Below are 15,938 nucleotides of genomic sequence, written 5' to 3'. Positions count from 1 at the left end.
TTAATTTCAAAGTATTGATTTCTTAACTAATACATTCTTAATACACTCTATTACTCTTTCTTGATCTTCTTCCGTCATATTAGAACCGGATGGAAGACATAATCCTGTTTCAAAAAGTTCTCTTGAAACATCTATGTTTTTTGAGTGTTGAGCGTAAGTTACACCCTTAAATAAGGGCTGTAAATGTAATGGTTTCCAGACAGGCCTTGCCTCAATATTTTCTTCTTCAAGAGAATCAATTAATTCATTCACCGACACCCCTGTTATCCCTTGGTCAATGGTTAATGTAGTTAACCAACGATTAGAGATTGAATTATTTAGTTCAGGCATAAATTTAATACCTGGTATCTTAGACAATTCATTTGAATAATTAGTGAATATCCTTCTTCTTGCATTTACTCTTTCCTCTACTACCTCTAATTGTCCCCTTCCTACACCAGCTAAAATATTGCTTAATCTATAGTTGTAGCCAATTGAACTATGTTGATAATGCTTAGCAGGATCCCTTGCCTGTGTAGCTAAATAACGGGCCTTCTCTAGGAGACTCGTATTATTCGAAACAAGCATACCGCCCCCAGAAGTTGTAATTATTTTATTACCATTAAAAGAGTAGATACCAAAATTCCCAAAGGTTCCGCTTGACACTCCTTTATAAGTTGAACCTAAAGACTCAGCAGCATCCTCAATGACTGGTACATCAAAATAATTGCAAATAGTCAATAATTCATCCATTTTGGCAGACTGGCCATATAAATTGACTAGTATAACAGCTTTAGGGAGCTTACCTTCTTTTGCGTGGGAATTAAATGCCTCTTCAAGTGCTTGAGGTGACATATTCCATGTTTCAGGCTCAGAATCTATAAAAACGGGATTAGCTCCTTGATAAAGAATCGGGTTAGCACTAGCAATAAAAGTTAGACTAGAACAAAAAACGATATCGCCTGTTTGTACACCTAATAAAGAAAGAGCCAAATGTATCGCCGCAGTTCCGGAACTTACTGCAACAGCATCATTGACTCCTACATAATTTGCTAGTTCTTTTTCAAAAGCGTCTACGTTTGGTCCAAGTGGTGCAACCCAATTCGAATCTAATGCTTCCTGAATATACTTTTTCTCATTTCCACTTAAATGTGGTGGTGAGAGATAGATCCTATTCTTTAATGATGTTTTGATCAAGATTACACCTCCATCTTTTTAGTTACAATTTTCCCTGGAACACCCACAGCTGTAGAAAAGTCTGGTATATCATGAATGACAGTTGCACCCGCTCCGACCTTTGCCCAAGCGCCAATAGTTAAATTAGGAATTACGGTTGCACCTGCTCCAATATGAGTTCCGTCACCCACTTGAACTGAACCCGTTAATGTTGCATTTGGGGAGATATGAGCAAAATCTCCAATATTATTGTCATGCTCCACAATAGCACCTGTATTTATAATGGAATGATCACCTACGTAAGTATCTGAGTTAATAACAGCATTCGCCATGACAACCGTCCCAATTCCCAGAGTCGCTTTTTGACTAACAATCGCTGAAGGGTGAATCAAGGTAATGTAAGTGGAACCTGAAAGGCTCAGTCTAGAGACAATTGATTTCCTTATCCGATTATCACCAATTGCCACTATGACCTTTGTATCGATAAAGAAGGAACAAAACTGATTTATAGCTTTTATTGGACCGATATAATGCTTCTCTTTAAGTTCTAATTCATTGTATTTATCATCAAATATACCAACAATTTCGTATCCATTGAGCAAAGAAATCAAATCTTGAATAACTTTACTATGGCCACCTTCTCCAACAATCGCTATCTTCATCCATGTCCCTCTTTTACTTTGGAATGAGATCCTTCAAATCTATCAACCGTCACATTCCCAGGTTGTGTAATTCCTTCAGACTTAATCACCTTCATAACAGTTAGAAATAATATTCTAGTATCTAACAAGAATGTTTGGTTCTGAACATACCAGACATCTAATTTAAATTTTTCTTCCCAGCTAACTGTATTTCTACCATTAATTTGAGCCCAACCAGTGATTCCAGGTTTTACTAGGTGTCGCTTTGCTTGTTCTTCTGTATATAGTGGAAGATATTCCATTAACAAAGGTCTTGGTCCCACTAAGCTGAGATCTCCCTTTATCACATTTATTAGCTGTGTTAATTCATCTAAACTATATTTTCTAAGTAACTTTCCAAACGATGTTAATCTTTGATGATCAGGTAATAACTCATTATTATGATTCACTTCGTCTGTCATCGTTCTGAATTTATAAAGGTAAAAAGGCTTTCCATTTAAACCAGGTCTTTGTTGTTTAAATATTACAGGTGACCCTAACTTATAATGTATCATGATAGCCAAGATTCCTATTAACGGGGAGAGAATCACTAATAAAAATATAGAAACATATAAATCGAATAATCGCTTCATAACTCAACTCCTTCTCCGAAATCAAATATATTTCAATATATTAATTCCTATGAAAATAATAAGTTCAAAGCAGCCTTATTCTTTCATTTCAATAATCGACATTAACTGAAGTTTTATATCCTCGATTACATCAGAAACTTTCACATCTACTAATTCTTGATCCTTTTGATACACATTTACTAAGATTTTCTGTAATTTCTCTTCAGTTAAACTATCTGATATACTCATTTTTTTTTACCTTTCGTTTTAAAATATTTAAATTTATAATAACTATAAAATATTAAGAATGATTATTTAAAAGGGTATATAATCGCTCTTATATTCAAGTCTAAGTCCTAGTATTTGCTCATAGTAAAAATAAAGGAAATAACAAAACAATATTCCAAAGTATATAAATTTCTGGTCTTTATCCTTGAATACTTTCAATACCCAAGAAATTAATATCAAATTATACAGGCCAAAGTAAATATTGAACCTCGCGAAAATCCAACTTTGTAATGATATGACAATAAACACCATACTTATAATTGACATATTCACAATATAATCGCTTTTTGGCCAGAGTTCTTTAAGTTTTTCTTTTCCTAAGAATGCTAGCAGAACTGGCACAGCAGTAACCACCACTCTTAAGATACTTGCTCCTCCCTCAGAAAACTCACTATAATGTCCATACTGAGTATTTCCTAATGCAGCAAACAGCATGGTGGAAAACTGGTTAAATCCAAGTACAATAATTATTGAAAAACCTAATAATAGAAAGGTGATTTTAGTCCAGGCTTCTCTTCGAACAATAAAATATATTGGCAAAAGTACAAGTGCCGTTTTATGCATGGTAGATGCCAGTAGAATAATTAAGGTGTACATTTTAAAATTCCCATTTAGTAAGTATTTAGTAGCTATAAATGCAATCGAAGCTGCTAAATATTGACGAATACCGTTCATAGAAACAATATACATTCCTGAAGTGATATAAACATAGATAGCTATTTCAAATACTCTAGTATATCTATAAAGAGCAATAACAATTAGTGTATTTGTAAGAATGGCTGTAACGAATATCATTATCTGTGGATCAGGAGAAATTCTTTGAAGATACATTTGTAAAATATCAAAACCAAAATCTCCGGTAAAATCAATATCTTTCCATGTTAATTCACGTATTCCGTAAGAATGCATATAGAAGTATGTGTCCCCAATGTTATTCCTCAATCCGGAAACTAAAGCAAGGCTTGTAATGACTAAAAATACAAAAAATCGATTTGGCTTTAGATTGCTAATCCACCTTAGATCATAGCTTGAAAAGTATCTTCCTAAGAAAGAAAGTAAATAAACTACCGCTAAGTTAATCCATAAAACAGTCATAATTACTTCCCTTCCTTTGTTGATGTTGTAGAACTATTATTTAAGAGCTTTCACTTTTGTGTTCTTAATATATAAGAACAGTGCGATTCCAAACGGAGTAGCTAATAATGTCGGAAAAAATCTTGGTGTTTCAATTAGAAATCTATAATTCTTTACCATCATGTTACTAGATACATAGTGGATGGATTCACGAAGTAAATCTTTTAGAGTCGGTGAATATTCCATTGCTACCTTTCTAAAGAACAAAAATCCTCTAGGATTTCTCTTATATTGATTAATCATGTTCAAACTGGAACCATCTTCTAAGTACTCAACATGACATAAGACTTCATTCATTACTAACAAAGGATATCCTTGATCAATTAAAATGTACTTATAGCTAAGAGGACAGTATTTTTCACCAGGGAAGATTGGGTATGGTGGAGTGTTCTTTATCAAATCCGTCCGATACACAAGTTTTTTATCTCCTTTTACCTTATACTTTCCGTATAAATCTGATAGAGTAGATTTTTCGAGACTTTCTGGAATTTCAGTTCCAATAATCTGTCCTGCTTGATTCGCATCTAGTCCAACAATACCAGCTACATTTGCATCTCCATATTTGCTCCAAAAATTAACTATTTTCTCAACTGCTTGATCCGGCATATAATCATCAGAATCAATGCAAACATTTAGCTCAGTATCTATTAATTCATAGGCTGCATTATGAGCTCCATGCATCCCTAGGTTATCTTGGTAATGATAACGAATAGGAACAATCTTTTCTTTAATCCAGTTTTCAACTAATTCCCTTGTATCATCAGTTGAACCATCGTCAATTATTAACCAAACAAAATCCTTAAATGTTTGTCTCTTCAAACTTTCATAGCCTAGATGGAGTGTATAAGCACGATTGAATGTTGGAGTAAATACCGTTAGTGTAGGTTTCAAACTCTTCACCCCCATTAGTTTGCTAGTAAATAATACTTAGAGTAATATTTACTCAACCACTTCACCATTGTTCTAGAATCATACCCGTTTCTTATAAGATCCTCTGTTGAATCAATACGGTCCAAAGGGGTTAAAAGAATCTGATCTGCCCATTTTGCTGAAGAATCTTGCAGACTCATAAAATGCACTCTACCCGTAACATCTGATTCGTTTGTAATTGAATTAGAAACAACACATCTTAGCCCTGCCGCTTGCGCCTCTACTAAAACTACAGGTAATCCCTCAAATAAAGATGGGAATAGAAATAGATCCATTGCTTGCATTAAATCAGGAATATCATTCCGAACTCCTAAGAATTTAACATTCTCAGTTAGATTGTGCTTTTTTACTTTAACTCTAATATCGTCCATTAAATTTCCCTCGCCAATCAAAACTAAAACGGCATCCGGTTTCTTATTTTTTAGTTCTTTGAAAATATCTATAATAAACTCGTGGTTTTTCTGTTTATTAAACCTTCCAACATGGCCAATCACTAATTGATTTTTTAATCCAAGCTCTCTTCTGACTTTCGCTCGTATTTCCTTGCTATGTTTAAATTCTTCTACATTTACTGCATTGTTAACAACTGACAAATTAGAATTCATTATTTGCCTACCGAATAGCCATTGACCTGCATTTTTTGAGCATGCGAAATAAGAAGTAGGATTATCTTTCATATGATAACGGGCATATAATCGAAAAGGTAGTTTCTTATCCAACCCTAAATCGCTTAAATGACTGTGAGCAATTCTTCCTGGAATTCCAACTTTCTTTGCTGCCCTAAGTACAAAGCTACTATTTTCGTTAATATGTGAATGTACTACTTTATATTCATCATGCTTCTTAAAAAAAACATCTAACTCTTTAAAATATCTTCGGTAGTTCCCTGGTCTTATCTGAGGCATCTTATAAATTTTCCCGCCAAGTTCCTTTATTTCTTGGTCATAATGACCTTCTTCTGATCGATGAACCATAAAATCAAACTGTATCCTTGCTCGATCAATTTGACGATAATAATTCATTAACATCGTCTCTAGTCCACCACGGTTCATAATGGTTACAACTTGAAGAATTCGAATTGGTTCCATATTTCAACACCTCCTACCTAACAATTTTTCTTAACTGCTCAATTCCGATTAGTGCGAAATAAAACCCTATTACCGACCGAACTTTAGCTAAAGAATAAAAAATTCTCCATACAAATGGAAATACAGATAAATCAAATTGCTTAAATGATCCTTTAATCCTTTGATTGTTTAAAAACTCTCTTATTTTTCTCATTTTATGTAACATAGATGAATTATTCTGATGACTAATCGTGTTTAAGCCGAGTCCTAGAGTATTTAGACAAATTCTGTTATTTAGGGCTTGATAATACTCCTCTTTCATTTCATGTTTATCTAAAAATAATTCAATATGTTTGTAGAGTTTAAACCACTTTTTCATTAAATCTGGTTTATATCCAGAAGTTTCTGAAGCAATATTAGCCCTCCAATAATGATAAAAAGGTCGGTTGAAAAAAGTAAATGTTTTAGCGTGATATACCGCTTCAATATTAAATAAAGAATCTTCATTACTACCTATCTCTTGAAGATCTTTAAATTGAATCTTGTTGTTTTTTATAATTTCAGTTTTATATAATTTAGACCAAACGGTTCCCCATGCATCAAGAAGTTCTGGATTTGCAATTTCCTCATTAATAGGACCTACGAGTCGTCTTAGTACTTTGTCTCTAACTTCTTCATTATGAAAAGTAGTTTTCTCAGGAAGATTGAACTTCTTTTCCTTAGAATGACTTCCAAATTCACGCATATACGAACACATAACAATATCTGATTTTTCTCTTTCAGCAATAGAATAAAGCGTCTCATACATTGTAGAATCTACCCAATCATCAGGGTCTACAAAGCCGATATACTCACCGTTTGCTTTACTTAGTCCTTCATTTCGAGCAGATGAGACTCCACCATTAACCTTGTCTATAACAACAATTCGATTATCATTCGCAGCAAGCTGTTCAACAGTCTTTAAACTGCTATCTGTGGACCCATCATTTACTGCAATTATTTCTATATCTTTTAGTGTTTGTGATAATAGGCTATTAAAACATCTATTTAAATACTGTTCGACATTATATATAGGCACGATTATGCTTATTTTGGGCCTCATCCATATCCTCCACCATATATGATTCATAAATTGAGGTAAGCTCTAGACTCACGCGATAAACGGTGAATAATTTCATTCTATCAATACTGTTTAAGCTCATTTTTTTTCTTAAATCCTTTTTCATATAAATATCCAATATATATTCACCAAACTTTTCAACTTGTTCTGGCAAAACCAGATATCCGGTTTCCCTGTGATTAATTAGTTCACTATGCCCCCTATTCCCAACAGCAACCACCGGCAACCCACATGCCATTGATTCCATGATATTAACAGGTAATCCTTCGCGTAAGCTTGAAGCGACAGCAACATCACACATTGGAATCAATTGATCAAGATCGGTTCGAAATCCCAGAAAATGAACCCTATCTTTTAGTTCAAGAGTACCCGCTAACTCTCTACACTGTTCTAGTAAATCTCCTTCACCACATAACAGTAGTTTCGCATTCGGGACTTCATCCTTTATTTGGGCTAGAGCTTTTATTAATAACTGTTGATTCTTATTTTTATTAAATTCCGCCGCGTAAAATAATAAAAAATCTCCTAGTTTAAACCCATAGGAGATTCTTAAATTATTCTTTTGAATAATACTAATGGGCTTAAATCTTTCAATATCCACGCCAACTCCGTGAACATGTTCAATTCGATCAGCTTTTAATCTTTTATTAGCAAGCTCGTAATCTTCTTGATTAATGGTAATTAAACAATCAGTGTTTTTCGCCAACATTTTCTCAATTGGATAATAAATCAACCAATTCAGTAATGGTGCACCTTTGCAGAAATGAAACCCATGGGCAGTATAGATAACCTTTGTTCCTTTTTTTCTAGCTGTTCTTGCTGCTAGTCTTGCAAGAACTCCTCCCATTGGGGTATGACAATGAATGAGTTGGTACTGATTGTTTTCGATGATTTGTTTTAATTCTTTATAAGCACCAACATTTTTTCGATTATGAGGTGATCTTTGAATCGAGATGTTAAACTTCTGATCTACATACGGAAGTTCGATTTCCCCAGCTGCCGCAACATGAACTTCCCAACCTTGTTCCTTGAACCATTTTAGATAAGGTAAATGAAAGGCTTTGAAATGGTAATCTACGGTTGCACAAAATAGGATTTTTTTCATATAAGTTAGCTCATTTCGTTAATTCTTTGTCAACAACTGACGAAAGATAGTCTAACAATTGATATTTTAAATCCTCACGTTGAAGCGCAAATTCTACAGTTGTTTTAATGAATCCAAATTTCTCTCCCACATCATGTCGAGTCCCTTCAAAATCATAAGCATAAACTGCTTCATGTTGGTTTAGCGCTGCAATTGCATCTGTCAATTGAATTTCTCCACCTGAACCAGGTTCTTGTTTACTTAAGATATCAAAAATTCTAGGACTTAAAATGTAACGGCCCATGATCGCTAAGTTTGAAGGAGCCTCTTCTTGCTTAGGTTTCTCTACTAAACTATTAACGGTAAGAAATCGGTCTGCAATTTGACTTCCATCAACGATTCCATATCTGGATACCTCATCTTCTGGTACTGTTTGAACACCTAGAACACTCGCATTATAGCGATTATATTGCTCTATCAATTGCTGTAAGCATGGTTTCTCTGCTTGAACAATGTCGTCTCCTAGTAAAACGGCAAACGGCTCATTCCCAATGAACTTTCTTGCACACCAAATGGCATGCCCTAATCCTTTTGGTTCTTTTTGACGAATGTAATGAATATCAACCAGTTTTGAAGATTTCTGTACCTCATCTAGTAATTCAAACTTTCCTTTTTCAAATAGGTTTTGCTCAAGCTCGAACGAGTGATCAAAGTGATCTTCGATAGCTCGCTTCCCTTTTCCAGTCACAATAATGATATCTTCGATACCTGATTCAATGGCTTCTTCAACAATATATTGAATGGTTGGCTTATCTACAATTGGAAGCATTTCTTTTGGCATTGCTTTAGTAGCTGGAAGGAACCGTGTTCCAAGTCCAGCAGCAGGGATAATTGCTTTTTTCACCTTCACAAATCTCACTCCTCTTATCCAGAAATCGACACAAGTTTCTCTTGCACTCTTACTTTCTTATTAGCAAGTTCAAGTAATCGATCTCTAAGCTTTGTCTTATCATAGGTCCCAAAGGATGCGATGATTTCCTCAATCTCCTCAATATATAAATCCGATGTTTTTCCTATGTAAATCTTAGGATATACTTGTTTGCCATGGACCTCATCATGATTTAGTAGTTCTTCAAACAATTTCTCACCAGGTCTCACCCCAGTGTATTCAATCCCGATTTCATCAATGGAATTCCCTGATAGCTTAATTAAATTACGGGCAAGATCAACAATTTTCACTGGATCCCCCATATCTAATACGAAAATTTCACCGCCCCTTGCAAGTGCACCTGCTTGGATGACCAGTTTTGATGCTTCTGGTATTGTCATAAAATAACGAACCATATCTGGGTGGGTAACTGTAACTGGTCCGCCTTTTTGAATTTGTTTTTTAAATAGAGGGATTACACTACCACGACTTCCTAATACATTTCCAAAGCGAACTGCTACAAATTTTGTTTTACTTATTTTATCAAGATGCTGAATCATCATTTCGGAAAGTCGTTTAGTCGCTCCCATTACACTTGTCGGATTTACCGCTTTATCTGTAGAAATCATGACAAATGTACCTACACCATTCCAACTTGCAGCCTTCGCCACATTGACAGTTCCAATAATATTGTTTTTAACTGCTTCTTCTGGATTTCGCTCCATTAAAGGTACGTGTTTATGTGCTGCAGCATGATAAACAACATCAGGAAGATAGGTACTCATAACACTCATCATCTTCTTTGCATCCTGAAGATCTGCAATTTCGGTTATGAATTCAATCGGTGTACTCTTGAAAGTTTCCTTAAGTTCCATTTCAATCGAATAAATACTATTTTCTCCATGTCCGAGTAATACTAACGTCTTTGGTTTGAAGTTTGATATTTGCCTACAAATCTCTGAACCAATAGAACCGCCAGCACCTGTCACTAACACAACTTTGTTTGTCACATATTCTGAAATACTAGTAATATCCAACTCAATCGGTTCACGACCAAGAAGATCCTCTACCTGTACATCTCGGAACTGATTAACTGAAACCTTCCCGGTGACTAAATCTTCAAGCATAGGAAGAATTTTCGTTTTAGCTGTCGTTTTTGCACATTCTTGAAAAATTCGATTCAGTTCTCTCTTACTTAATGAGGGGATTGCGATAATAATATTGGCAATCTTATATTTGCTTACCGTGCCTTCTAGATCTTGAACCGCTCCAACCACTGGAACTCCTAAGATATCCAACTTTTGTTTTCTGACATTATCATCAATAAAAGCAACAGGTCGAAGTTCTGAATCATGATTATTCAACAGTTGTCTAGCAACCATCGTCCCCGCAGATCCCGCTCCGATTATAAGTGTTCTTTTTTTATGATCCTGGTTCTTAATAAATGCATCTCTATATATTCTCCATACTAACCGAGACCCACTAATAAGCAGTATATGAATCATCCACGTAACAACAAGCAATCTTACCATCATGTCACCTAAGAAAAGCTGTTGAACAAGTGCGGTTGTAATAGCTGAGAATGTAATAGCTTTAAAAATAATAAATAATTCACCTATGCTTGCGTATTCCCAAGCTTTCTTATAGAGCTTATAAAAGAATGAAAAGAAATGATGACTTAAAAATAGGGTAATCGCACTAACAACAACTGGTATTGTAATAACATATATGTCCCCTTCGACTAAAAAGCGACTAATTAGGATGGCTGTTAAAATAATAAAGGAATCGATAAAAATTAAAAAAGAAACTCTCTGTCGGTATGTCATATATTCACTCCTCTCAGGTATATATTGCTTGTGGATATTATTAAAGGACTTATCAATACGTTCTTTAGTAAAAGCGTATTGATAAAATCTTTAATAAGTATAAATGGGCATCTAACCCACCCTCACACCACACTCTTGACGACAAATCGCGTCTAAGGTCTTTCAACCCACAGCATGACCGAGTGCCTCCGCTGATAAAGGAGAGGAGGCATCACCAAAATATAGTCAACGCGTTCCTAATAACGAACAAAAATCCGTGATTTAGCCTGCCTTATTAATAACTGCACCTACAACCTTTGCATTGGCAAATTCTAAAACTCTTTTCGCTTCAATCGCATCTTGATTTTCTGTGTGTCCGTAATCTAAAACTAATACCACTGCTTCACATTGGTTCGCAATAACGGTCGTATCAGCCACTTCTAGGACAGGCGCTGAATCAAACAGGATCACATCATAGTTCTCTATCATTTTGTTTATAAGTTTCCTCATTGAATGGGATCCTAGTAACTCTGTAGGATTATGTGGAATAGGCCCACTTGTTAACACTTCTAATTTACTAATATCTGTTTGTGAAACAGTACCCTCTAATACTGATCTACCAGTAAGAATGGAAGACAAGCCTAACGAGTTATCCATTTTAAATATATGGTGGAGATTAGGATTTCTGAGGTTAGCATCCACGATCAGGACTCTTTGTCCTTGCTGTGTCATTGAAATCCCTAAATTAGCAATCGTAATCGATTTTCCTTCTCCACCTACTGGTGATGTTATAAGTAATGTTTTATGATATTGATCAAACGATGAGAATTTCAAATTCGTTCTAATCGTACGATATTGTTCAGAAATTTTTGAAGCTGGTTGATTAAACGTTACTAATGGATTGTCGATGACAATATCTTTTCGTTTAAATAGTTTCTTTTTAAGTCCCTTAAGATCCAATCGACTCACCTCTTATACTTAAGCTTTTTTGTTTTTTCATTTTCATATTCGTATTCTTTTTTGTCATTTTTGATATTTTTCCTAAAACTGGGATTCCTAAAATTTCTTCCGTATCACGAGAATTCCTTGTTGTATCGTCTAAAGAATCTAATAGAAAAATTAATCCAATTCCTATTCCTGCACCTAAAATAAAACCAACTATTAATAATTTATTGCTTTTAGGATTGATAGGCCATGGGTTTTCTTCTGCAGATGTAAAAATTTCAAAATCAGTGAAATCATAATGAACGGCTGCATCTTTAATAAATACTTCAGTAACTGTGTTCGCAATATTTGCTGCTCTCGCTGGATCAATGTCAACTACACTTATAACTAATACTTGAGAACTTTGATTAATCGTAATTTTACTTCCAAGACTAGCTGCTGAACCCGGAAGGTCTAATTCACTGACTACTTTTTCTAATATGTTCGGTTCCTTTATTAATGCTGTTAATTGAGCAAATAAGTTATCATCTGCCTTAACTAATGTTCGCGTTGATGCTTCATAGATTGGAACATAAGTATACTGATTATAAATGCCGCCTGCCAGTGCCGCTAAAAACGATAATACAATGATCATCCAAATTCTGTGTTTAATAACACTTACTATTTTCTTTAAATTAATTTCTTTTTCCACTTTTTTCACCGCTTTACGAGTATTCGACTAAATCTCCTCGTTGTTCTATAAAAAGAACACCTTAACCAAAAATAGAACCCTGATGGGCGGTTTTGACTAAATCGATTGTTCAATATGGAAAATTAATCTATCATCATATTAGTTCTTTTTAGAGAACGTGTCAACAAAATATTAAAATATGATAGAAAATTCAGTAACTAATTTTTCTACTGTTATTTAACACATTAACCAGTTCACGAACTTCTTCAATTGTAATATTTTGATGCTTCATTTCATTCGATAAAGAGATCCACTCATGTTCTTCTTTACAAAGGTTTCTTTTGCCTATACCTTCGTCAAAGAAGTATGAAATATGTATATTAAAGAAGAAAGATAAACATTCAAGAAATTCAATCGTTGGTTTTCTATGTCCTCTTTCAATTTTTGAAAGGTTACTATAATTGAAGTTAATCGCATGTCCTAATTCCTTTAATGTCATGCCATGATCAATTCTTAACTCCTTTATTCTCTCACCTAGCTGTTTAGTCAACTGTCATCACCTCCATATAACCTCCGTTCCTTCCTAATGCTCGGTTATTTACCAACTCTTCGACATAGATAAAGATATATTCAAATCCAACTGTCATTAGAACTAAGGTTATACAACTTCACATTTAGTCAATTTTTCTATAAAAAGAACAATTTATAACATGTTTTTATAATAATACCCTTATTTTTTGAATTTTTCAACTGTTATAACGAATATCGCTCTTTATTTAGAACCAAAAAAAGAGCAGTCCTTTACGACTACTCATTCCTTCTTATTTCCACCAATCATCAAAAACCGTTATCGGACCTTGACGCTTATGTTCAGTTTTTAAGTATGTCTCTTCGAGTTTCTTCTGACTCTCTGATTTAATTTGTTTTCCTTCTAGATAATCATCAATTTCATCATATGTAATTCCAAGAGCAACTTCATCAGGCAATCCTGGACGATCATCCTCGAGGTCAGCTGTCGGCGCCTTCATGTAAAGCTGTTCTGGAGAACCTAATTCCTTCAGCAGCATTTTTCCTTGTCGTTTATTTAATCGGAAAATAGGAACTAAATCAGCTGCACCGTCACCATATTTCGTAAAGAACCCAGTTACTGCCTCTGCAGAGTGATCTGTACCAAGGACAACTCCTTTGGTAGCACCAGCAATACTAAATTGCACCTTCATTCGTTCTCTTGCCTTCTCATTTCCTTTTAAGAAGTCTGTTAATTCAATCCCAGCTTCTTTTAATGACTGAATGCTAGCGTCCACTGATTGTTTGACATTCACCGTTAGAACCTCATCTGGTTCAATAAAAGAAATCACAGCTTCAGCATCATGCTCGTCCTTTTGTTTTCCATAAGGTAAACGAACACCTATAAATCTGTATTTCTTCTCGCCAGCTTCTTCATTCAATTCGTTTACAGCTAATTGTGCCAGCCTTCCTGTTAATGTAGAGTCCTGGCCAAGCGAAAGTCCTAACACAAAGGTTTCTAAGAATGTATGCTTTTTCATATATTCTTTTAAGAAGTTTATACTACGACGTATTTCCTCTGCTGGATCAATCGTTGGTTTTACCATTAAGGCACGAATAATTTCATTTTGTAATCCACTCATTGCAAACTCACTCCTAATAAAACGATATAAAACTGCTTGTTTATTTTTCCATTATAAAGCAACATAATAAATTCTTCACTTGTAATGGTCTATTTTAACAAATTGTACTAAGAATGTAAAAATTGGCATGATGAAACCTGAAGTGTTCAATATATTCTACCTCATCTTTTCATCATATTTTTACAAAAATCCTGTAAAATTTACACATTACTTATGATAATTTAAGTACATTGGTATTCATTTACTGTTCAAAAACTTATACAGGGTGATTATTTACAAAAAGAGATAGGAAATTCTGTCGGAATGTTTTGCATCGTTCTACAAATTTTTCTGAAAATTTGTACTATATTATAGCTATTAACTTTTACAAATGTTTTATATAGTGAACAGCCAGTATATGAAGGGCAAACTGTTTGAAAGGACAGGACGCAAAGTCACAGGTCTAAGGTTGAAAAACTATGATGGCTGGATTTCCTGGAAATGGGAGGAATATGTGTTGAACAATGTTGCAGTTGGAGTAGAGAATGGGCTAGACATTGACTGGGTTGTCCTTATACTGGAGGCAAAGAAGATGGGACTAAGCATTAAAGACGTTCAATCTTTTTTATCAGAACAGGCTAAAAAATAGAATTACCCCAATACATACAAACAATTCACACATTTGCACCTTTTTATGGGGGTGTTTTTCTTTTTGTTTAAAAAAGATAACCTCCTTTTCGCCTCAAGTATAAGATAAGTTTTTTAACTTAAACTATTCTTGCTTTACTAGCTGAGCCTTCAAAATATATCTCTTAGGGGCTGGCCCTATATAATTAAAAGGATAACAAGTTATTAATGTAAGAATCGCTTCTTCATTAGATAAAAGTACTGATAAATCATCTTCACTTACGATCGATTGATCAAATACCTCATATGTATACTCTCCCGAATCTGTTTCGATTAAAACCCGGTCACCAACTTTCACTGAATCTAACCCGCGAAATACAGTATCACGATGACCTGCTAGCACTACGTTATTCCTTTCTCCTGGAAATGCACTTCCAATGTAATGACCAACTCCCTTTGCAAGCTCTTCATTATCAGTGCCATATATAATTGGGAGTTCTCTGTGTAATTTAGGAATAGAGAGTTTACCGAAAACATCACCTTTTATAGGATATGTTATATTTTTGTTATTTGTCTCTGACGCACCAGCATTAGTGAGATCTATTTGGAGACTAGACACTGGAGATTCAAAAGATTCTCTATTCTCCCACTTATTCAAAGCTAAATCTACTTCCTTCTTTTCTAACATCATCTGACTTATTGCATAAACCGCGAAAAAAAGAGAGAGGCTGAACACAATTCGAACGCCCCATAGAATCAAACGTTTACTCATGTCCTTCCTCCCACCTTGAATTAATTCTTTCTTAATTTATACATTGTCAGCAACGAACCCGCGCCTATTAATGCACTTACAAACAACAAATTCATCCACTGTGATGCTGTATTTGGTAATGTACCAGTGCCACTTACAGGTGTAGCTGAAATATCCCTCTTATTCTTTGGATCTACTGGATCAACCGGATTTGTTGGATCAACCGGATTTGTTGGATCTACTGGATCTACTGGGTCTACTGGGTCTACTGGGTCTACTGGGTCTACTGGATCTACTGGGTCTACTGGATCAGCTGGGTCTACTGGATCAGCTGGGTCTACTGGATCTACTGGATCCACTGGGTCTACTGGGTCTACCGGATCTGTGGGATCCACTGGGTCTACCGGATCTGTTGGATCCACTGGATCTACAGGATCTGTTGGATCTACTGGGTCTACTGGATCTGTTGGATCCACTGGGTCTACCGGATCTGTCGGATCCACTGGGTCTACTGGGTCTGTTGGATCTACTGGGTCTACCGGATCTGTTGGATC

The 15,938-nt window shown here is 35.0% G+C and carries 18 protein-coding genes and 1 riboswitch; of the genes, 1 reads left to right on the top strand and 17 read right to left on the bottom strand.

Going from position 1 to position 15,938, the window contains the following annotated elements; genetic code table 11:
• Positions 1–6: 6 nt before the first annotated feature.
• The 15 genes from BLQ56_RS13860 to nadE form a co-directional block, all read right to left on the bottom strand.
• On the bottom strand, positions 7–1,176 hold the full coding sequence (locus BLQ56_RS13860; RefSeq protein ID WP_090855354.1) for a DegT/DnrJ/EryC1/StrS family aminotransferase: 1,170 nt from the start codon (positions 1,174–1,176) through the stop codon (positions 7–9).
• 2 nt (positions 1,177–1,178) lie between these two features.
• Complete coding sequence (locus tag BLQ56_RS13855) at positions 1,179–1,817, bottom strand: acetyltransferase (RefSeq protein WP_090855352.1); 639 nt, start codon at positions 1,815–1,817, stop codon at positions 1,179–1,181.
• Complete coding sequence (locus BLQ56_RS13850) at positions 1,814–2,428, bottom strand: sugar transferase (RefSeq protein ID WP_090855349.1); 615 nt, start codon at positions 2,426–2,428, stop codon at positions 1,814–1,816. Before BLQ56_RS13850 ends, BLQ56_RS13855 begins: the two co-directional genes overlap by 4 nt.
• Positions 2,429–2,503: 75 nt before the next feature.
• Positions 2,504–2,656, bottom strand: a complete 153-nt coding sequence (locus tag BLQ56_RS23565; protein WP_175490304.1) for a YwzD family small protein — start codon at positions 2,654–2,656, stop codon at positions 2,504–2,506.
• Between the two features lie 66 nt (positions 2,657–2,722).
• Positions 2,723–3,790 carry an EpsG family protein gene (locus tag BLQ56_RS13845; RefSeq protein ID WP_090855346.1) on the bottom strand — a complete coding sequence of 356 codons (1,068 nt, stop codon included), beginning with the start codon at positions 3,788–3,790 and terminating at the stop codon, positions 2,723–2,725.
• Between the two features lie 36 nt (positions 3,791–3,826).
• On the bottom strand, positions 3,827–4,720 hold the full coding sequence (locus tag BLQ56_RS13840; RefSeq protein WP_090855343.1) for a glycosyltransferase family 2 protein: 894 nt from the start codon (positions 4,718–4,720) through the stop codon (positions 3,827–3,829).
• 14 nt (positions 4,721–4,734) lie between these two features.
• Positions 4,735–5,847, bottom strand: a complete 1,113-nt coding sequence (locus BLQ56_RS13835; protein WP_090855340.1) for a glycosyltransferase family 1 protein — start codon at positions 5,845–5,847, stop codon at positions 4,735–4,737.
• 13 nt (positions 5,848–5,860) lie between these two features.
• A complete protein-coding gene (locus BLQ56_RS13830; RefSeq protein ID WP_090855337.1) occupies positions 5,861–6,928 on the bottom strand; it encodes a glycosyltransferase family 2 protein in 1,068 nt (355 codons plus the stop codon).
• Positions 6,891–8,051 carry a glycosyltransferase family 4 protein gene (locus BLQ56_RS13825; RefSeq protein WP_090855335.1) on the bottom strand — a complete coding sequence of 387 codons (1,161 nt, stop codon included), beginning with the start codon at positions 8,049–8,051 and terminating at the stop codon, positions 6,891–6,893. The genes BLQ56_RS13830 and BLQ56_RS13825 overlap by 38 nt, the downstream gene beginning before the upstream one ends.
• Positions 8,052–8,061: 10 nt before the next feature.
• Positions 8,062–8,940, bottom strand: a complete 879-nt coding sequence (galU, locus tag BLQ56_RS13820; RefSeq protein WP_090855333.1) for a UTP--glucose-1-phosphate uridylyltransferase GalU — start codon at positions 8,938–8,940, stop codon at positions 8,062–8,064.
• A gap of 14 nt (positions 8,941–8,954) precedes the next feature.
• The gene (locus BLQ56_RS13815; RefSeq protein ID WP_090855331.1) at positions 8,955–10,784 is read right to left on the bottom strand and encodes a nucleoside-diphosphate sugar epimerase/dehydratase; all 1,830 of its coding nucleotides are present in this window, start codon (positions 10,782–10,784) and stop codon (positions 8,955–8,957) included.
• Positions 10,785–11,045: 261 nt separating this feature from the next.
• Positions 11,046–11,678: a CpsD/CapB family tyrosine-protein kinase gene (locus tag BLQ56_RS13810; protein WP_386756459.1), complete on the bottom strand. Its 633-nt coding sequence runs from the start codon at positions 11,676–11,678 to the stop codon at positions 11,046–11,048.
• 34 nt (positions 11,679–11,712) lie between these two features.
• Entirely contained in the window at positions 11,713–12,399 is a 687-nt protein-coding gene (locus BLQ56_RS13805; RefSeq protein ID WP_175490303.1) for a YveK family protein, read from the bottom strand.
• Positions 12,400–12,589: 190 nt separating this feature from the next.
• Positions 12,590–12,928 carry a helix-turn-helix domain-containing protein gene (locus BLQ56_RS13800; RefSeq protein WP_090855322.1) on the bottom strand — a complete coding sequence of 113 codons (339 nt, stop codon included), beginning with the start codon at positions 12,926–12,928 and terminating at the stop codon, positions 12,590–12,592.
• A 271-nt stretch (positions 12,929–13,199) separates the two neighbouring features.
• Positions 13,200–14,027: an ammonia-dependent NAD(+) synthetase gene (gene nadE / locus BLQ56_RS13795; RefSeq protein WP_090855319.1), complete on the bottom strand. Its 828-nt coding sequence runs from the start codon at positions 14,025–14,027 to the stop codon at positions 13,200–13,202.
• A 393-nt stretch (positions 14,028–14,420) separates the two neighbouring features.
• Positions 14,421–14,505: riboswitch (cyclic di-GMP riboswitch) on the top strand.
• A gap of 18 nt (positions 14,506–14,523) precedes the next feature.
• Between nadE and BLQ56_RS23200 the strand changes: the two genes are divergently transcribed.
• Positions 14,524–14,655 carry an anti-repressor SinI family protein gene (locus BLQ56_RS23200; RefSeq protein WP_139163098.1) on the top strand — a complete coding sequence of 44 codons (132 nt, stop codon included), beginning with the start codon at positions 14,524–14,526 and terminating at the stop codon, positions 14,653–14,655.
• Positions 14,656–14,778: 123 nt separating this feature from the next.
• Here the strand turns inward: BLQ56_RS23200 and BLQ56_RS13790 are convergent, their stop codons facing one another.
• The gene (locus tag BLQ56_RS13790) at positions 14,779–15,405 is read right to left on the bottom strand and encodes a class D sortase (RefSeq protein WP_090855316.1); all 627 of its coding nucleotides are present in this window, start codon (positions 15,403–15,405) and stop codon (positions 14,779–14,781) included.
• A gap of 20 nt (positions 15,406–15,425) precedes the next feature.
• On the bottom strand, positions 15,426–15,938 hold a 513-nt coding region (locus BLQ56_RS24090; RefSeq protein WP_204381081.1), incomplete at its 5' end, for a DUF4573 domain-containing protein.

The organism is Litchfieldia salsa, assembly GCF_900104555.1.
GTDB lineage: Bacteria > Bacillota > Bacilli > Bacillales > Bacillaceae_L > Litchfieldia > Litchfieldia salsa.
Note: the sequence above shows the minus strand (reverse complement) of the source record. Positions and strands in the feature narration are given on the sequence as shown.